Annotated in this window: 15 protein-coding genes; 5 read left to right on the top strand and 10 right to left on the bottom strand. The window is 69.6% G+C overall.

The window, feature by feature from the left end:
• Positions 1 to 45: 45 nt before the first annotated feature.
• Entirely contained in the window at positions 46 to 3231 is a 3186-nt protein-coding gene (locus tag BQ2383_RS08265) for a S8 family peptidase (RefSeq protein ID WP_167381567.1), read from the bottom strand.
• 188 nt (positions 3232 to 3419) lie between these two features.
• Between BQ2383_RS08265 and BQ2383_RS08270 the strand changes: the two genes are divergently transcribed.
• The 5 genes from BQ2383_RS08270 to BQ2383_RS08290 all read left to right on the top strand — a co-directional run bounded on the left by BQ2383_RS08270 (position 3420) and on the right by BQ2383_RS08290 (position 8142).
• A complete protein-coding gene (locus tag BQ2383_RS08270) occupies positions 3420 to 3965 on the top strand; it encodes an ECF transporter S component (RefSeq protein WP_091032400.1) in 546 nt (181 codons plus the stop codon).
• A gap of 107 nt (positions 3966 to 4072) precedes the next feature.
• The gene (locus tag BQ2383_RS08275; RefSeq protein ID WP_091032402.1) at positions 4073 to 5782 is read left to right on the top strand and encodes an ABC transporter ATP-binding protein; all 1710 of its coding nucleotides are present in this window, start codon (positions 4073 to 4075) and stop codon (positions 5780 to 5782) included.
• A 74-nt stretch (positions 5783 to 5856) separates the two neighbouring features.
• Positions 5857 to 6642: an energy-coupling factor transporter transmembrane component T gene (locus tag BQ2383_RS08280; RefSeq protein ID WP_091033253.1), complete on the top strand. Its 786-nt coding sequence runs from the start codon at positions 5857 to 5859 to the stop codon at positions 6640 to 6642.
• A 10-nt stretch (positions 6643 to 6652) separates the two neighbouring features.
• On the top strand, positions 6653 to 7528 hold the full coding sequence (locus tag BQ2383_RS08285; RefSeq protein WP_091032405.1) for a siderophore-interacting protein: 876 nt from the start codon (positions 6653 to 6655) through the stop codon (positions 7526 to 7528).
• On the top strand, positions 7525 to 8142 hold the full coding sequence (locus BQ2383_RS08290; protein WP_244175944.1) for an ECF transporter S component: 618 nt from the start codon (positions 7525 to 7527) through the stop codon (positions 8140 to 8142). Before BQ2383_RS08285 ends, BQ2383_RS08290 begins: the two co-directional genes overlap by 4 nt.
• A 50-nt stretch (positions 8143 to 8192) precedes the next feature.
• On the opposite strand, the gene BQ2383_RS08295 is transcribed toward BQ2383_RS08290, so the two are convergent.
• The 9 genes from BQ2383_RS08295 to BQ2383_RS08335 all read right to left on the bottom strand — a co-directional run bounded on the left by BQ2383_RS08295 (position 8193) and on the right by BQ2383_RS08335 (position 17716).
• Positions 8193 to 9533 (bottom strand): HNH endonuclease signature motif containing protein, encoded by a 1341-nt coding sequence (locus BQ2383_RS08295; protein WP_244175946.1) that lies wholly within the window; start codon positions 9531 to 9533, stop codon positions 8193 to 8195.
• A 191-nt stretch (positions 9534 to 9724) separates the two neighbouring features.
• Positions 9725 to 10663 carry a carbohydrate ABC transporter permease gene (locus BQ2383_RS08300; protein WP_091032408.1) on the bottom strand — a complete coding sequence of 313 codons (939 nt, stop codon included), beginning with the start codon at positions 10661 to 10663 and terminating at the stop codon, positions 9725 to 9727.
• 2 nt (positions 10664 to 10665) lie between these two features.
• Positions 10666 to 11571, bottom strand: coding sequence for a carbohydrate ABC transporter permease (locus tag BQ2383_RS08305; RefSeq protein WP_091032410.1), 906 nt, complete (start codon positions 11569 to 11571; stop codon positions 10666 to 10668).
• A 29-nt stretch (positions 11572 to 11600) separates the two neighbouring features.
• Complete coding sequence (locus BQ2383_RS08310) at positions 11601 to 12926, bottom strand: extracellular solute-binding protein (protein ID WP_167381568.1); 1326 nt, start codon at positions 12924 to 12926, stop codon at positions 11601 to 11603.
• Between the two features lie 46 nt (positions 12927 to 12972).
• Positions 12973 to 13347, bottom strand: a complete 375-nt coding sequence (locus BQ2383_RS08315) for a cupin domain-containing protein (RefSeq protein ID WP_091032415.1) — start codon at positions 13345 to 13347, stop codon at positions 12973 to 12975.
• Complete coding sequence (lsrF, locus tag BQ2383_RS08320; RefSeq protein ID WP_091032417.1) at positions 13344 to 14234, bottom strand: 3-hydroxy-5-phosphonooxypentane-2,4-dione thiolase; 891 nt, start codon at positions 14232 to 14234, stop codon at positions 13344 to 13346. Before lsrF ends, BQ2383_RS08315 begins: the two co-directional genes overlap by 4 nt.
• Positions 14235 to 14255: 21 nt before the next feature.
• Positions 14256 to 15860 (bottom strand): FGGY family carbohydrate kinase, encoded by a 1605-nt coding sequence (locus BQ2383_RS08325; RefSeq protein ID WP_091032419.1) that lies wholly within the window; start codon positions 15858 to 15860, stop codon positions 14256 to 14258.
• On the bottom strand, positions 15848 to 16867 hold the full coding sequence (locus tag BQ2383_RS08330; RefSeq protein ID WP_091032422.1) for an NAD(P)-dependent oxidoreductase: 1020 nt from the start codon (positions 16865 to 16867) through the stop codon (positions 15848 to 15850). The genes BQ2383_RS08325 and BQ2383_RS08330 overlap by 13 nt, the downstream gene beginning before the upstream one ends.
• Before the next feature lie 33 nt (positions 16868 to 16900).
• Positions 16901 to 17716, bottom strand: coding sequence for a GntR family transcriptional regulator (locus BQ2383_RS08335; protein ID WP_167381569.1), 816 nt, complete (start codon positions 17714 to 17716; stop codon positions 16901 to 16903).
• Between the last annotated feature and the right edge of the window lie 160 nt (positions 17717 to 17876).

Below are 17876 nucleotides of genomic sequence, written 5' to 3' on the forward strand. Positions count from 1 at the left end.
CAGCGCCCCGCGGAAGGGAGACCGCGGGGCGCTGTGCTGTGGGGGCTACTCCGGTTTCGGCGTCTCCGGTGCCGGGGTCTCCGGTGCCGGGGTCTCCGGCGCCGGGGTCGGTGCCGGAGTCGGTGCGGGAGTCTCCGGGGCCTTCGTCTCGGGTGCCGGAGTCTCCGGGGCATCCGTCGGCGGGGCCTGCTTCGCCGGAGCGTCCGGCGTCGTCACCGTCACGACGGTGCGCACGTCCGAGTCTCCGTACTGGACGAGTCCGAGATAGCGGGCGCCGGCGGTCAGGCCGGTCCAGCTGAGGTCGTAACTCGTCTTCGCACCGCGGACCGCGGCGATCGGATTCGGCGTCGCGGTGAACGCGCCTTCGCCGCCCGGCTGCACGTTGGCGTAGGACATGTCCCACGTCATCGGCCCCGTCGTCGAGTACACGTTCGCCACCACCAGGTAGGTGCCGGCGGTCGGTGCCGGAACCGTGACCTGCTCGTCCGCCGAGCCGGTCGCCGACTGCCAGTTCTCGTAGTACCGCAGGTCGTCCGGGCTCACCACGCGGTACACGGTGAGGTCGAGGTCGCTGCCGTCGTCGTCCGACGAGTCGAGGTCGAACCGGGAGAGCGTGGTGCCCTCCGGGACGTCCACGATCCAGGCGACGTCCTTGTTCGCATCACCCGAGTTCTCGTCGCCCGAGTGGCCCTCGACCGGGTTGTCCGGGTCGGCGAGCAGCTCGTAGGCAGTGAGGCCCGAGAGGTTCAGCGCCAGGTCGCCGTCGAGTCCGGGGATGATCTCCACGGACGTGCTGCCGTCGATGCCGGTGCCGGTGACCTCGGCCGGAGCATCCGCCGTGACCGGGAACACCGCGATCGGCGAACGTACCGAGTTCTTCGCGCTCTTCCAGGTGAGCGAACCGGTCGCCCACTCCTCGACCGGCGCGCTCTTGTTGTCGAACGTGACGGTGAAGGTCTTGGTCTGCCCCGGCCTGTCGAACTTCAGTTGCTGCGGGGTGACCTTGACGTTCACACCCGGGACGGACGCCTTCGCGGTGAAGGTGCCCTTCTCGGTCGACGTGACCGTGCGGGTGACGGTCTGCGCGCTGGCCAACGAGCCGATCGAGATCGACGCCTGGTTCAGGTCGCTGCCGTCGATGGGCTCGATCCCCGGGAAGTCCGACAGGCCCTTCCCGTCGAGGAACGCCGCCCAGTCCTTGACCCCGTTGAGGTACAGCAGACCGGGATTCAGGTACCGCTTCGGGTCGACCTGACCGGCACCCTGCTCGAACGGGTCGGTGTTCTTCGAACCGTCGGGCAGCACGGTGTCGTAGGCGGTGGTCATCATCGCCGACCGGATCTCCGCCGGTGTCGCCTTCGGGTGCTCACCGAGGTACAGCGCTCCGAGACCCGCCACGTGCGGCGAGGCCATCGACGTGCCGGAGAGGATGCCGAAGGTCGGCTCCTCGTCGGGTCCGTTGTTCGTCGCCGCGAGGATCGCGACGCCGGGGGCCGCGACATCCGGCTTCAGCACATCGCTGCCGTCGGCCAGCATCGGTCCGCGGCTCGAGAAGCCCGCGATCTGCGGGGTGGGGGTGGTCACGCCCGTGGTGTTCTCGCCGACGAGGGTGATCGGACGGTCGACGCCGCCCTGCACGTACGCCAGCACAGCGGCGCGGTGCGCGGCGTTCAGGTGAACCGTCGGCACAGCGTGGAAGTCGTTGTCGAGCGAGTCGGCACCACCGGGCACGTTCACGAGGACCATGCCGATGCCCCCGGCATCCTTCACGACCTGCGACTTCTCGGCGCGCGCGTTGCCGCCGCGGTCGCAGACCACGATGCGCCCTGTGACCTTCGCGGGGTCGAGGGTGCCGGCCAGGCAGAGCTGCGGGTCGACGGCTCCGGCCGCGGCGGCATCCACCGCGGCGATCGACGGGCCCGTGACGCTCTCGCCGAACGGCACGCTCACCGATGCTCCGGCCTGCTCGAACCCGTCGAACTGCACGGTGCCCTCCCAGGTCGGGATGGTCGATGCGGCGACGGTCGTGTACCAGGGCGAAGCATGGTCGGCCGTAACCGGGTCGGGGCCGTCGTTGCCGGCACTCGTCGCGACGAAGACGCCCGCGGCCGCGGCGTTGAAGAACGCGAGGTCCTCCGGCGACAACACGGTGCTCGCGGCCCCTCCGCCGATGGAGTAGTTGATCACGTCGACGCCGTCGGCGACCGCCTGATCGATCGCGGCGACGAGGTCGCTCAGCGCGCAGATGTCGTCGGTGGTGACGGTCGTGTCCGGTCCGACGTAGCAGGCCTTGTAGGCCGCGACCTTCGCACCGGGCGCAACGCCCGAGATCGTCCCGAAATCGACGTCCTCGATGGCGGCATCGACCTTGAAGTTGCCCGCCGCGGTGCTCGCGGTGTGCGAGCCGTGGCCGTCGCCGTCACGCGGCGAGAGGTAGTCGTACTGGAAGTCGAAGCCGGCGGCCTCGGCCCCGGCATAGAAGTACTGTCCGCCGATGAGCTTCGAGGAGTAGTCCCTCGTGTCCCAGTCTTGGCCTTCGACCATGGCCGCCTGGAACTGCCCGCCGTCGGACTTGTCGAAGTACACGTTGGTGCCGTCGGTGTAGGGCTGGTTGCCCTTGTGCCGGCTCTGCTGCTTCTTCTGCTTCTTGATCTTCTTGCCCTCGAAGGAGGGGTGCTCGGGAGCGATACCGGTGTCGATCACGCCGACCACGACGCCCTCACCGGCCTTCTCGACGCCGCCGGTCTGCTGCCACACTCCGCCGCGGCCCTTGCGGTCGTCGCCGAGTCCGAGGAAGTCGGTGGACGTCTGCGCGTCGGGGTGCCGGACCTCATCGGGGTAGACACCCAGGACATCCTTCGACGCACGCAGCGCGTCGACCTGCTCACCGGAGAGGTCGGCACTGAAACCGTTGAGCGCGACCTGATAGGTGTTGTCGGGCGTGACGCCCACGTCGCCGATCAGGTCGGTCTGCTGCGTCTGCAGGTGCTCGACGTATCGCTGCGAGTCCTTCGACTGCGTCTCGAGCTGCTCGCCTTCGGCGGGCTTCGTGGCCTTCAGGCCCTTGACGTCGCCCTCATAGCTGGCGAGCGGGTCTGCCTTCATGACCACGATGTAATGCCCGGGCGTGCCGGCGACGGGGACGGGGTGCGTCCCCGTGGGCGTCGCCGCGTAACCGGTGGTTGCTGTCGATGCGATGAACAGAGTCGCCAGGGTGGTGGCTGCTGCCATCCGGAGGGGTGTTCGACCCATGTGGTGCTCCCGATGATCACGGTGCAACCTCGTTGCTGCACCGCGGCCAACATAGTCCCGCTGTTCGCCGCCGAAGAGAGAACTGGTCGATCGACCACCCGGCCTTCGCCGATCGACCAGGGTTATCCACGGCCTCCCTCCCGATAGGTCGACAGTAAGCTGGAGAGGTGGCCCGCACCCCCGTCCTGTCGACTCGAGTACTGCTCGTCTGCGCAGCGATCGGAGTGGCCACGGGCATCCTCGCCGGCATCGCCGGATGGGTGACTCCCGTGCTGCTGGCGAGCCCCCTCCTCTTCCTCTACGGGCTCGTGCTCGGCTCGCACGTGCTGCCGGGGATCATCGCCCAGGAGGTGCTGCGGCTCCCCCTCGTCGCCCTGATCACGCACGTGTTCGCGGCACTGATCGCGAGTGCCTTCAACCCGGCGTGGGCGCTGCGGTTCATCGGCACGGCCCTGCTGTTCGGCCTCATCCAGGAGGGCGTCGCCGCCCTCACCCGCTACCGCGCCTGGGGGCCGTGGCGCTTCTTCATCTCTGCCGCCGTGATCGGCGTCGTCGTCGCGGTCGTGGTGTTCTTCGCCGCGCATCTGTCGGTCATGCCGCCGTGGGCGCAGATCCTGTACCTCGCGATCTCGGTGCTCGGCCCGATCGCGTGGACCGCGGTGGGGCTCGCGATCGGCTCGGCGCTGCGCAGGGCCGGGGTCGCTCGGCGCTGACTGCATCGGCGCCGGTCGCCTCGGTGCCGGTCGGTTCCGCTCGATGGCGGATCAGGTAAGGCTCAGCTAAGTTAGACGGGTACGATCCGTCGACCCGGGACTCCGCCGTGCGCCCATCCGCGCCCCTGCTGAGCGTGCGTGAGCTCTCTCTCACCCACGCCGATGCCGCGCACCCCTCACCGCGCGACGTGACGTTCGACATCCACCCCGGAGAGGTCGTCCTGCTGCTCGGACCCTCCGGATCCGGCAAGTCGACCCTCACGCTCGCCCTCAACGGCCTGATCCCGCATGCGCTGCCGGCGACCATGGTCGGCACCGTCGAGGCCGGCGGAATCGACACCGCCGCCGCGCAGCCCGCCACTCTGAGCACGCACGTCGCGATGGTCTTCCAGGACCCGGATTCGCAGATCGTCACGGGCACCGTCTACGACGAGGTCGCGTTCGGGCCGGAGAATCTCCTGCTCGCACTCGACGTCGTACGGGGCCGCGTCGAAGCAGCACTGCGCCGGGTGGGACTGTGGGATCGGCGTGAGGAGAACCCGGATCACCTGTCCGGCGGCGGACGGCAGCGACTCGCGATCGCCTGCGCGCTCGCGATGGGCTCGCCCCTGATCGTGCTCGACGAGCCGACCGCCAACCTCGACCCGCAGGGCATCGACGACGTCTATGCCGCACTGGCCGATGTGGTCGCCGCCGGAGACCGCGCGATCCTCCTCGTCGAGCACAATCTCGACGCGGCGATGGACTTCGTGACGCGGACGATCGTGCTCGACCGCGATGGCAGAGTCGTGTTCGACGGGCCGGCGGGCGAGATCATCCGCGAGCATGCCGACGAGCTCGTCGCGATGGGTGTCTGGCTGCCGGCAGCGACGCTGGCCGCGCTCCGGCTGCGGGGTCAGGGCCTCTCGTTCGACCCGCTGCCGCTGACTCCGGATGAGCTCGCCGCAGGGCTCGAGCGGGAGGGCGTTTCGTCTCGCTCCGCTCGCTCGGTTGGCTCGGCTGGCTCGACGACCGACGAGGGCAGCGACGCGAAACGCGCAGACGCCAGCCGGCCCGAGCCGGTCATCCGCGCCCGCGGGCTGACCGTGCGCCGCCGACGGACCGAGATCCTGCACGGGATCGACCTCGACCTCGAGCCGGGAAGCCTCACCGCCATCGTCGGCGCGAACGGTGCCGGCAAGACGACGCTGATCCAGGCTCTCGCGGGTGTCGTGCCGCCCCCGCGGGGTCAGGTGTCGGTCGACGGCATCGATCCCGGTACTGCTTCCCCCCGCGACCTCGCCGCGCGCATCGGTTTCGTGTTCCAGAACCCCGAGCACCAGTTCATCGCGCACACCGTCTTCGACGAGCTGGCGCACGGGCTGCGGCTGCGGCATGTGCCGGATGCGGAGATCACCGCCCGCGTCGCGGAGATGCTCGCGCGGTTCGGACTCGAGCACAAGGCCGACGTGCACCCGTTCCTCCTGTCGGGTGGCGAGAAGCGACGCCTCTCTGTGGGAACGGCTCTGATCACACGACCGCGCGTCCTCGCGCTGGACGAGCCGACGTTCGGGCAGGACCGCGCGCGGGCCGCCGAGCTTCTCGATATCCTGCAGAACCTCCGCGCCGAAGGCACGACGATTGTGATCGTCACGCACGACCTGCAGCTCGTCGCGGAGCACAGCACGCACGTCGTGATACTCGCCGACGGGCGGATGCGGGCGGCGGGTGCCACCGCAGCGCTGTTCCGCGACCCGCAGCTGTTCGCCGACGCCGGGCTCCGCATGCCCGCGCTGCAGCGCGTGCTGGCATCCGCGGGACTCGAGGTGACCCGGTGAGCGCCGACGTCACGGGCAGCGCCACCCGCAGCACTCCCACCGCAGGAGATCGCGCTTTCGACCCGTACGCCCGGATGACGGCGACCTCGCCCCGGCAGTTCCTGTATGCCCTGAATCCGCTCGCCAAGGTCGCGGGGTTCGCCCCGGCGATGGTGCTGCTCGTGTTCGTCCGAGACCTCGCCACCCCGGCCGCGTTCATGGTGCTCGCGTACGCGCTGATCCTGGTCGGCGCCCGTCTCACCGGTCGGCTTCTCGCCCTGCTGTTGCTCGGACTCCCGGCCGGCATGCTCCTGGTCGCGGTCGGGTTCTCGCTGTGGGTGGATGCCGGGCTCGTCGACGGCAGCACACCACTGGTGCAGATCGGCGACTGGACGCTGTACAGCGGTGCTCTGGTGATCGGCGCGGCGACGGCGCTCCGGCTCGGCTCCATCATGGCGCTCGCCCTCGTCGGCGGGCTCACCACCAGCGGCCCCGACCTCGTGCGGGCGAGCGTGCAGCAGCTGCGGGTGCCCTACCGCGTCGGCTACACGGCGCTCGCGGCGTTCCGGTTCGTGCCGAGGTTCGGACATGAGCTGGCCGTGATCCGCGCCGCGCACCGGGTGCGCGGGTACCACGGTGGGCGCGGACCGTTCGCCCGCATCGCTCGCGGCTGGGGCTACATCGTGCCGCTCCTCGCCGGCGCCATCCGCCATGCCGAGCGCGTCGCCCTGGCGATGGATTCCCGGGCGTTCGGCGCTCATCCCACCCGCACCGAGCGGCATCTCGTGCCGTTCCGCACGCGGGACACGGTCTTCACCCTCACGACACTGCTGGCGTCCGCCGCCATCTTCGTCGTCTTCTTCCCCTGGCAGCTTCCCTGAAAGGCGCCCCATGGCATACAGCAAGATGGTCAAACCCGAGACGACCGAGCTCATCCATCTGACGGTGCTGCGCTCGGAGCGTCTCTCGGCGCACTGGATCCGTGTGACTCTCGGCGGCGGCGAGATCGAGAAGTTCCGCCCGATGGGCTTCGACCAGTGGTTCCGCCTGTTCCTGCCGATCGGCGGCGACGCCGGCCTCGAGCGGGTGCCCGCCAAGGCGAACAAGATGTTCGGGTATCTGAAGTTCCTGCGCATCCCCGACGGCGAACGCCCCGTGATGCGCAACTACAGCGTGCGCGCCTATCGTGCGGCGACGGCGACGGCCGGCGCCGAGATCGACGTGGACTTCGTGCTGCACGGTTCGGCGGCCGACGGCACGGCCGGTCCGGCGTCGCGCTGGGCGGAGACCTGCCAGCCGGGCGAGCACGTGCTGATCATCGACGAGGGGCTCACCTTCAACCCGCAGCGCGGCACGGACCGCGTGGTGCTGGTCGGCGACGAGACGGCGCTGCCGGCGATCGCCTCGATCAGTGCGTCGCTGCCCGCGGATGCCACCGGCACCGCGATCGTCGAGGTGCCGAGCGAGGAGGATGCCCTGGAGTTCCCGCATCCGTCCGGTGTCGAGGTCGTCTGGATCGTGCGGCCTCACGATGTCGCCCCCGGCGCGATGGCGCTGCAGGCGCTGGGGCGCACCGCGCTGCCGGATGCCCCGTTCCACGCGTATGCGGCCGGTGAGCAGGCGCTCGCCTCCGGCGCTCGCAAGCACCTGGTGGGCGAGCGCGATGTCGACAAGAACGCGGTCAGCTTCTGCGGGTATTGGAAGATCGGCGCAGCCTCACCCGCGTCGAAGGCCGCTCGCGAGGCGGCAGCGGAGCCGCTGGTATGAGCGGGGTGGATGCCGCGGGCGACCTCGCCCCCTCGGATGCTGCTGCTCGTCGGTCGGGCCCGCGTCGGCGGTTCCGGTTTCCCACCGCGATCCTGTTGACCTGTGCCGCCCTCGGTGTCGCCGGAGCGGTGCTGCTCGCGCCAATGAACTGGCTCTCGACGCTGCTGACCGGTCCGCTGCCCTTCGTCGGCATGGCGCTCGCCGGACTGTGGCTGCTGCCGTCGGTGATCGCGCTGCGGCTGCTGCGGCGTCCGCTCGTCGGACTGCTCGTGGCTCTGATCGCCGGTCTCGTGCTCGTGCCCTTCTCGGGTTACGGGTTCGGCAGCGTGCTGACCAACCTCTGGTGGGCGGCGTTCACCGAGCTGCCGTTCCTGTTCGTGCTGTGGCGCTACTGGGGCACCTGGATGCACTACGTCGGCGCCGTCGCGGTGGGGATCGTCTACCCGATCTCGGCGTGGGCGTGGTTCGATCTCGGCTCGATGACCCTCTTCGCGCAGGTCGCGTTCTTCGCGGTGACGATGGCGAGCTGCGTGGGCGGAACAGCCCTCGGTATCGTCATCGCCGACCGGCTCCGGAAGGCCGGCGTCGGCGGGCGCGGTTCGCAGCGATCCTGAGGTGATGCCGGCCGCGGCCGCTACCCGAGCCCCATCCGCGCAGGCGTGTCTCATGCGGCGATGTCGAAGCGGGCGCGTCCGCCGAGTCGTGGGGTGCGGGTGGGGTCGACGTGCGGCGGCGGGAGGAACCACACTCGTCCCCCGGTCTTGGGGTGGTCGATGCGGATGTCCCATCCGTTGTCGTGGATGCGGTGGTGGCAGGTCTCACACAGCAACACCCCGTTACTGAGGTCGGTGGGTCCGTGGTCACGTTTCCACCAGCGGCTGTGGTGTGCTTTGGTCATCTCCGGTGGGAGCCCGCACATCGCACACCCGCCATCGCGTTCCACGAGGGCGAGGCGCTGTGCGCGGGTGAACAGGCGTTTCTCCCGCCCCCAGTCCAACACTTCGCTGTCCGTTCCGAGGACGCAGGGGATGATCCCACCGCCGGCGGCCATCCGCCGTGCCGCTCCGATACTGACCGGCTGATCCAGACCATCCACGGTCGCCGACCCGGTGCCGGATTCGAGGTCTTCGACACGCATCCGGACGATCACGGTTGCCCCGGCGACCGGGACCCGCTTCTCACAGCCGAGGACGTGCGCGCAGAACACCGCGAGCGCATCGGCCTGGATCATCGGGACCGTGCGCCGGTCCGCATCCGGAGCATCCGCGTCGGGAGCACCCTGCCGGGCGGCGAACGCCGCGGTCACGAACCCGCGGATCGCGGCGATGATCGGGGCGGCGGTCTCGGCATCCAGGCGCGCGTTCAGGTGCAGCATCCCGCCGCGCTCGAACATCGTCAACGCCCTCTTCCCCCGCCGCTCCTCTTCTTTCGGCTCGACACCGTCAGGGTCCAACCACGCCTCCACCCGCACCACGAGCCGGCGGACATGGTCCAGCGCCAACCCGACCGCGGCCTCGGTCAGCAGGCGTTCCGCCTCCGCGACCCGCTCCACCCCGGCCGCGACCCGGCACCGGTCCAGCATTCCGATGATCATCGCCGCCGCCTGCGCGCCCAGCACGCCCGCGCGCAGCGCTTCCCGCACCACCGGATACCGTGCCGGCAACCGCGCCCCCAACAGGTCCGCACGCGGCGCTGTCGCCTCGCCGACCTTCACCAACCGGGCCGCATCGCCCGTGGAAACCCCGCTGGTCGCGGCGATCAACGCCGCCGCCGTGCGGAACCCCTGCTGCTTCGCCAGGCTCTCCGCCCCCAACTCCGGCCGCGACTCGTAGGCGAGGCGCGCGGCGACCTCGACATGCATCGCATCCACCCGCCGCTGCAGCGCACCCATCGCGTCACTGACCGCGATCAACTGCGCCCGGGACAGAACCCCCGCCTCCCCGGCACCCGCCCACGCCTCGCCGAGGTGACTCATCGCCTCGCGCAACCCGGTCAAAGTGGACATGCTTCATTCTAACCGACTAACACGTTACCTTCGCAGCTTTGTTCGCATCGGATGCCAGAATTCTGCCGAATCCCGCTACAGCACGCTCGCGACCTCTCCTCCACAGGACTCGCCAGCTTCGAAGCTATCCACGAACGCCACAACAGGCACAACAGGCACAACAGGTCATCACAGAACCCCCGATAACCTCGCTACTTCACGCTCCCCTGCGTCAGCCCACCGACGAGCCACTTCTGCAGGAAGAGCGCCAGCAGATAGATGGGGATCAACCCCGACAGACTCGCGGCCGCCATCTGACCGAACATCACCTCGCGGCCACCCTGCATCAGGGCTATGCCGACCGGGAGCGTCTGCGAATCGACGCTCTGCGTGAGCAGCAGCGGGATCAGGAAGTCGTTGTACGCGAGGATGAACACGATGATCGAGACCGCGACGATGCCCGGCGCGGTGAGCGGCAGGATCACCGACCAGAGCGTGCGGAGCGGTCCGCATCCGTCGATCTGCGCGGCCTCGTCGATCTCGAACGGGATCGCACGGAAGAAACCGTCCAGCAGCCAGACGGCGACCGGCGTGAGCAGCAGCCCCTCGACGATCCCGAGCCCGAGAACCGAGTCCATCAACCCCGCCGTGCGCACCAGCACGAAGAGCGGGATGATCGCGACGACCGGCGGGGCGACGTAGGCGGAGACGATCAGTCCGAGCGTCTGCTTTCCGCCGGCGCGCAGCCGGGCCATCGCATAGTTCGCGGGGATCGACACGAGGAGCGACACCAGCACGGCGATGATCGCCGCACCGAACGAATTGCGCAGGTACGTGAGGATCGGCCAGTTCTCGAACGCCGCGGTCCAGTTCTCGAACGCGAGACGCGAGGGGAGGATGCGCGTCGACAGGATGTCGTCCGGACTCTTGAACGACATGCCGACCATGTACAGCACGGGAAGGAGCGCGAGCGTGATCGCGACGGCGATCACGACCCACTTCACCGCCGTGACCAGTGCAGACGGACGCCCGGGGCGCGACGTGCTCGACGTGCGCACCTTCGAGCGCCCTCGGCGGCGGGCGGAGGGAACGATGAGCGTCTCGGTCGCGCTCTCCTCGAGGCGATCGGATGCGCGGAGCATGAGCGACATGATCAACTCTCCTTGTGCAGGCGCTGCCGCACGGCGTTGAGCGGCAGGATGACGATGGTGACCAGGACGAGGAAGGCGATGGTCTGCGCGGCCGCCGCCCCCACATCGAAGGTCTGCAGACCGGTGCGGTAGATCTCATAGCTGCTGACGGTGGTGTCGAACCCCGGCCCGCCGCTGGTCATGATGAACACGAGGTCGAAGACCTTGAACGAGACGACGAGCTTCAGCAGGAGCACCGTGATGAGGCTCGGCAGCACCAGCGGGAGGGTGATGCGCCAGAAGGTCTGCCACACGCCGGCGCCGTCGACCTGAGAGGCCTCGTACACCTCAGTGGGCAGCGTCTGCAGGGCGGCGAACACCAGCAGGACGCAGAACGGCGTCCACTGCCAGGCGTCGACCGTGATCACCGAGATCATCGCGGCAGGGCTCGACCCGAGGAACAGGAACGGCTCGGAGCCCGGATCGAGCGATTGCCCGATGTTGTTGAGCAGCCCGCCCGTGGGGGCGAGCATGAGCTTCCAGATGACGCCGGCCATGACCGGCGGCGTCATCAGCGGGAGCAGGAGCAGCACGCGGATGATGCGCCCGCCCTTGACGGCCGCATCGAGCGAGAGCGCGACGGCCAGCCCGGCGATCAGCGCGATGAGCGCCGACGGGATGGCGAACAGGAGCGACCTGCCGAGGGACGGGAGGGTGATCCCGTCCCCCAGCAGCGCCGCGAAGTTGTCGAACCCGACCCATTCCGAGAACGGTCGTCCCAGCGACGACTCCGAGAAGGAGGCGGCGATGATGTAGCCGAGCGGGTAGATCGCGATGATGACGATCGCGATGACGGCGGGGGCGAGCAGGGCGCGCCCCGTCCACGACGCACGTCGGGAGACGCGTCGGTGGGTGACGGGCTGCGACATGAGCGGTCCTTTCGGGTTCGACGAGGAGATCAGTCGGCCAGGGACTGCCAGGAGTCCCAGGTCTGCTGCATCGCCTGTTCGGCGGTCAGGCTCCCCTGGAGCATGAGCGCGAGGTTGTCGCTCAGCGACTGGATCATCTCCGGTGCCTGCGGCGACGTGGGCCACGACTGCGCGTTCGGCAGCACCTGCGCGGCGACCGCCGACACCTCGGGAGCGAACTCGACATATTCGGGGCTCTCCAGCGTCGAGGTGCGAGTGGGATCGACTCCGGAGCCGGTGGTCGTGATCAGCTTCTCGTTCGTCTCCTTCGACGAGGCGAAGGCCACGAATTCCTTGGCCAGGTCCTCGTCGCTCGCGGTGGGGCTGATCCCCATCGCCCACCCGGCGTTCAGCGCTCCGGAGATCTTGCCTTCCGGCCCGATCGGCAGCGGCGCGACACCCCAGCCGTCGACGATCTTGGACTGCTCGGGGTCCTGCGCGAAGACGCCGAGGTCGGTCCAGAACTCGATCATGCCGACGGACCCCGAGAGGAACTGCGGCAGCGCCTGCTCGAACCCGATCTCCAGCGGGCTGGGCAGGGCCGAGGGGGCGGCGTCGAGCATCGACTGGGCGGCAGCGACCGCGTATTCGGTGTCGAGCTGCGGCATCTGCGGGTCGATCGGATCGGGTGACATCGTGGCGAGCCGGTTGAAGAAGGTCGATCCGATGTTGAACGCGCTCTTCGAGCCGAGCAGGGCGTTGCCGTACACGCCGTCCGCCTTCTCGGCATCGGTGATCTTCTTCGAGACCGCGACGTACTCATCCCAAGTCGTGGGCACCTCGACGCCGTTCCGCTCGAAGATCGCCTTGTTGTAGAAGAGCACGTGCGTGTCGCCGTCGATCGGCAGACCGTAGGTGCCTCCCTCGTACTGCGAGTACGGACCGAAGATCGCCTCGATGAAGTCGGACGAGTCGATGTCTTCGTCGGACTCGACCCAGTCGGTGATGTCGGCGAGCGCGCCGGCGTCGGCGAGCGCGCCGACCGACGTGTACCAGTACTGGATGACGTCGTAGTTGTTCGTTCCGGACTGCGCGTCGAGGACCGCCTTGGTCTGGATCTGGTCGTAGGGCACGACCTCGACTTCGACCTCGACACCGGTCTCGGCTTCGAAATCGGCCTCGAGGATCTTTCCGGCCCCCTCCTGCGGGGCGGCGATGAGGACCTTGAGGGTCTTGTCACCGCCGTCGCCGGAGGATCCGCCGGCGTCGCCGGAGCAGCCCGCGAGCACGAGGCCTGCGACGGAAGCCAGGGCGATGACGGGCAGGGAGCGACGCGCATAGCGCGCGAGGGATGAGGAGCGTCGTTGCACACTCATGGTGCTGTCCTTTCGATGTTCTTCTTCGGGTGAGGGGGTGAAGCGGTCAGGATGCGGATTCGGGGTCCGGCGTCCAGGGGCGATCGACCTTGTCGCCATCGACCCAGGGGGTCTTCACGAAGACGGCTCGGAACGTCTCGTCGAACGGGTTGCGCACGAAATGCTCCTCGTGCGGTTCGGCACGGAGCACGTCACCGACCGAGACGACCTTGCAGGTGTCGCGATCGAGCCAGATCTCGGCGCGTCCTTCCAGCACCACGAACGACTCGGTGTGGTGCTCGTGCAGGTGATTGCCGAACTCGTCGCCCGGCCGCAGCACGACCACGCCGAACGCGGCGTCGTCGCTCTGGGCGAGGTAACCCGGCCCCCAGTCGCCGAACCGGAGTGCGGCGTCGGCGGCCCGGAGCACGTCGGCACTCATGCGAGCACCCGCGTCTCGGTGGCCTCGCGGAACAGCTCGTACGCGTCGGCGGGAGCGGCGTCGTCGTGGACGACCGCCCGCACCGCACGCATCATCGCCGCGGGATCGGCGCTCTGGAAGATGTTCCGCCCCATGTCGACGCCGGCGGCGCCCGCGCGGACCGCGTTCGACGCCATCGTGAGGGCATCCAGCTCGGGGAGCTTCTTCCCCCCGGCCATGATCACCGGCACGGGGCAGCCCGCGACCACGTCTTCGAAACCCTCGTCGCAGTAATAGGTCTTGACGAGCTGGGCGCCGAGCTCCGCGATGATGCGGGTGGCGAGGCCCAGGTAGCGGGAGTCGCGGACGAGCTCCTTGCCGACCGCCGTCACACCGAGCACCGGGATGCCGGCGGCGTAGCCCTCGTCGACGAGCGTCGTGAGGTTGCGGATGCTGCGGCTCTCGTGCTCGCCGCCGACGAAGACCTGCACGGCCACGGCGTCGGCGTTGATGCGCACGGCATCCGCCATCGCCATCGCGGTGTATTCGTCGGAGAGGTCTTTGAGGATCGACGGTCCGCCCGAGGCGCGCAGCACGAGACCGGCGCGGGTGGCCGGCGGCACGGAGGTGCGCAGCGCGCCGCGGGTGCACATCACGGCGTCCGCGTATTCGGCGAGCGGGGCGATGTTCAGGTCGATGCGCTCGAGGCCGGACGTCGGTCCCTGGAAGTATCCGTGGTCGAACGCCAGCATGACCGTGCGGCCGGTGTCGGGGTCGAGGATGCGGGAGAGGCGGTTCTGCATGCCCCAGTCGAGGTTCGCGGCCCCGCGGATGCTCTGCGAGAAGCGCACGGCCGGTGTCTCGGAGTGGAACTTCTTCGCTGCGGCGTTGCCTTCGAGGTCTGCCATGGTGTCTCCTTCTGGTGGTCGTCAGCCGGCGTGGCCGACGGGCGAGAGTCGGGTGGGGGAAAGGTCGTGGGGGCCGCGGGCGGCACCCGGTGGGGTGAAGAGCGGGAGCAGATCGGGGCCCGAGATCGAGAGCATGTCGCGATACACGCGGTGCCAGCGCTCGGTCACCGCGCGGTACTGCTCGTGCTCGTCGGGATCGACGCGCTCGATGCGGTCGGGGTCGCCCATCGGCGGCAGGGCGGCGCCCACACCGCGCGCGGCCAGGCGGGCGGCGCCGTACGAGGTGGCCTCCGGCGCAGGGGTCACGCGGGTGTCGAGTCCGGTCACGCCCGCGATCACCCGCGGCCAGAGAGCGCCCGCGCTCGAGCCGCCGGTGAAGGTGACCGATCCTTCGGCGACCGCTCGGCCGCCGGTGAGGGAGGCGAGGATCTCGAGGTGCGCGCCGGCCACGATCGCGGCTGATTCCTCGATCGCGCGGACGAATGCTCCCCGTGACGATCGCGCCGCGTCGTTGATGTCGAATCCCACGAACGCGGGGGCCGCGTGATGCCAGGCGTCCGCCTGCATCACATTCGCCATGGTCGCGACGACACCGTTGGCGCCTGCCGGAACCGCCGCGGCCCATTCCTCCATGACGGTGAACGCGGACGTTCCGGCTGCGCGTCCGAGCTCGGCGGCATCCGGGCACATCGCATCGCGGAACCAGCGCATCGCGAGACCGGAGAGGAAGCCGATCCCCTCGACCATCCAGGTACCCGGATCGACGTGGCAGAGCGTGCGTAGACGCCGCTCGGGGTCGATCAGAGGTTCCGATGTGACGGCCGTGGTCTGCCAGAACGTGCCGGCGACGATCGTCGGCACGCCTTCGCGGGCCGCGATGCCATGGAGCGCGAGCTGGGTGTCGGCACCGCCGGTGACGACGGGTGTGCCCACCGGGAGTCCGGTGGCGGCGGCCGCAGCGGGCGTGACAGCACCCACGACCTCGCCGCATTCGATCACGGGAGGGAGGATGCTGCGGTCCACGCCCACGAGTCCCGCGAGCTCGTCTGACCAGTTCCTCGACCGCAGGTCGAACAGGGCCGAACTCGAGCCGCTGGTCGGCTCGGTGACGAACTCCCCCGTGAGGCGCGTCGTGACCCAGTCGCTCAGCATCCCGAAATGGCGCGCCTGTGCGAAGAGGTCGGGCTGGTGGCGGGCGATCCACCGCAGCCGGGCCGGCGCCGTGATCGACACCCAGTCCCCCGCCGTGCGGTAGACCTCGTCGGCGACGCCTTCCGCGACGAGTTCGTCGGCTTCGGCGCGCGCCCGGCCGTCGGTGTTCGGGCAGGCCCAGAGTTCGCGGCCCGCGGCGTCGTACAGGACGAAGCCCTCCCGCATGCTCGACGCGGCCACGGCCGCGATGCGCCTCCCGTCCAGATGTGCCACGACCTCCGAGACGGCGGCGGCGATGGCCTTCCATCCGCTCTCGGTGTCGAAGACCGTGCCGCCGGGGTGGCCCGGTACGGCGGTGTGCGTCCACTCGCGCGCTGCCCGGGTGACGAGTCGGCCCTCGATGTCGAAGGCGAGCGCTCGCGCCGATCCGGTGCCGGCGTCGATGGCGAGGAAGACGTCCGTCATCGTTCCCATCGCAGGCTCCCGTCGGTGAGGAAGCTCTCGACTTCGGCAGCGAGCATGTCGGCACCGCGCACGAGGGTCTCGTTCGTCGCCCCGGCGAGATGGGGCGTGAGGATGAGGTTCGGTTCCGCGACGAGTTCCCGCCACGGCCCATCGGGTTCGTTCACGTCGAGGGCGACTCCGGCGAGGTGGCCGCTGCGCAGCGCTTCGAGGAGCGCATGCTCGTCGACGAGCGATTCCCGCGCGGTGTTGATGAGGAACGCCCCCTCCGGCATGCGGGCGATCTGTGCGGCGCCGATCATGTGGCGGTTCTCATCGGTGGCCCGCGCATGCACGCTGACGACATCGCTGGCGGAGAGCAGCGCGTCGAGGTCGGAGACGATCGTGGCATCCGCCACCGAGGCCGGGTCGACGAAGGGGTCGTACGCGGTGATGGTCGCGCCGAGCGCCCGAGCCCGAGCCGCGACGAGGCGGGCGACGTTGCCGTACCCGATGAGCCCGAGACGCAGTCCCTTCACCTCGCGGCCGAACCAGCGGGCCCCCTCGAAAGTAGATTCGGCGAGCGGACGGCCGTCGGCGACCCGCTCGTCCACGTCGCGCAGCGACGCCGGCACATTGCGCACCAGGGAGATCAGGAATCCGATCGTGAGGTCGGCGACGGCATCCGCGTTCTTCCCCGGCGTCGTGGTCACTCGCACCCCGCGCTCGCGCGCCGCATCGAGATCGACGTTGACGGGTCCGCCGCGTGCGCATCCGACGAGGCGCAGGTCGGGGAGCGCGGCCAGGACGTCGGCGGTCACGGGCGCCGCGTGGAAGGCGATGACGTCGTAGCCGCGGCCGAGGCTCGCGACCTCCGCCGGGTCGCCCTCGTACTCCCGGATGGAGGAGGTGTCCCACGTCGGCGTCGTGATCGTCATCGTCGTCGCGTCGACGGCGAGGCCCCGCTGCGCGAAGGCGCGGGTGAAGATCTCGGCGGTCATGTAGCTGTCGCCGATGACGAGGATGCGGTGGTCGGTCATGTGCAGGGCTCCCGATGTTCGTGAGTGGATGGGTCAGCGCAGGGCGGACGGGTAGCGGCCGGAGGCGGTCTCGGTCGAGATGCCTCCCGCGTCGAAACCGGTGTCGACGCTGACTCGGAGGCGATCGGTGCGCACGGAGGCGCGGGAGAAGTCGATGGGCTGGCCGCTCTGGTCGTAGGCGACGGCCTCGACGACGACGATCGGATGCCCCGGCTCGACCTCGAGCAGACCCGCGAGCGCCCGATCGGCGGCGACGGCTTCGATCGTCCGGTGCATGCGGGCGATGCGGACGCCGGCGACGTTCCTGATCGCGGCGTAGAGGCTCGCGCGGGGGTCTCGGAGGTCGGGCAGCACCCCGGCGAAGCGCGACGGCAGATAGTTGATCACGTGCACGGCGGTGCGCGAGCCCACGGCGCGCACGCGCTCCAGCACGAAGCCCGTGCCGTCGGGAGAGTCGCGTCCGACGACCGCGGCGGCCCACGAGGGAAGCGGCTCGATGCCGGCACGGAGGATCTCCGAGCTCAGGGCGCTGCGGCCGTCCTCGCTGTACTCGCCGAGAAGGCTCGGGGCCGAGGGGAGCGTCCAGGCCGACGGCCCCTGGGCTCGTTCCACGAAAGCGCCCTTGCCCTGCTGTCGGGAGATGATGCCGGCGCTCTCCAGCCGGGACAGCGCGTCGCGGATCGAGGTGCGCGAGGCCGAGAAGTGCTCCCGCAGCTCGTTCTCGCTGGGCAGGCGATCGCCCGGGGCCCAGGTGCCCTGGGCGATCTCGGCTTCGATGGCACGCATGATCTGGAACCAGATCGGAGCCGTCGACGTGCGGTCGAGCAGCGGCAGGCTGAGAGTGGACATTCCGGCCTCTTCGGTGAGCGGGTGCGGGAACATCTGCGTTCCCGAGCCGGACTCTCCTGTCCGGACATGTATCGATCATGGACCGATACTTGTATCCCCTGAAGAGACAAGTCAGGAAATTCTCCGACCCCTGCTCTCAGCGCTTGTTTAACGTGCCTGG

Source organism: Microbacterium oxydans, from assembly GCF_900095745.1.
In the GTDB taxonomy this organism is placed as follows: Bacteria; Actinomycetota; Actinomycetes; order Actinomycetales; family Microbacteriaceae; genus Microbacterium; species Microbacterium oxydans_B.

Excerpts from the sequence above, each read along its gene's own strand:
- BQ2383_RS08265 (WP_167381567.1), bottom strand. The coding sequence starts at position 3,231 with ATGGCAGCAGCCACCACCCTGGCGACTCTGTTCATCGCATCGACAGCA.
- BQ2383_RS08280 (WP_091033253.1), top strand. The coding sequence starts at position 5,857 with ATGACGGCGACCTCGCCCCGGCAGTTCCTGTATGCCCTGAATCCGCTC.
- BQ2383_RS08285 (WP_091032405.1), top strand. The coding sequence starts at position 6,653 with ATGGCATACAGCAAGATGGTCAAACCCGAGACGACCGAGCTCATCCAT.
- BQ2383_RS08290 (WP_244175944.1), top strand. The coding sequence starts at position 7,525 with ATGAGCGGGGTGGATGCCGCGGGCGACCTCGCCCCCTCGGATGCTGCT.
- BQ2383_RS08295 (WP_244175946.1), bottom strand. The coding sequence starts at position 9,533 with ATGTCCACTTTGACCGGGTTGCGCGAGGCGATGAGTCACCTCGGCGAG.
- BQ2383_RS08300 (WP_091032408.1), bottom strand. The coding sequence starts at position 10,663 with ATGTCGCTCATGCTCCGCGCATCCGATCGCCTCGAGGAGAGCGCGACC.
- BQ2383_RS08305 (WP_091032410.1), bottom strand. The coding sequence starts at position 11,571 with ATGTCGCAGCCCGTCACCCACCGACGCGTCTCCCGACGTGCGTCGTGG.
- BQ2383_RS08310 (WP_167381568.1), bottom strand. The coding sequence starts at position 12,926 with ATGAGTGTGCAACGACGCTCCTCATCCCTCGCGCGCTATGCGCGTCGC.
- BQ2383_RS08315 (WP_091032415.1), bottom strand. The coding sequence starts at position 13,347 with ATGAGTGCCGACGTGCTCCGGGCCGCCGACGCCGCACTCCGGTTCGGC.
- lsrF (WP_091032417.1), bottom strand. The coding sequence starts at position 14,234 with ATGGCAGACCTCGAAGGCAACGCCGCAGCGAAGAAGTTCCACTCCGAG.
- BQ2383_RS08325 (WP_091032419.1), bottom strand. The coding sequence starts at position 15,860 with ATGGGAACGATGACGGACGTCTTCCTCGCCATCGACGCCGGCACCGGA.
- BQ2383_RS08330 (WP_091032422.1), bottom strand. The coding sequence starts at position 16,867 with ATGACCGACCACCGCATCCTCGTCATCGGCGACAGCTACATGACCGCC.
- BQ2383_RS08335 (WP_167381569.1), bottom strand. The coding sequence starts at position 17,716 with ATGTCCACTCTCAGCCTGCCGCTGCTCGACCGCACGTCGACGGCTCCG.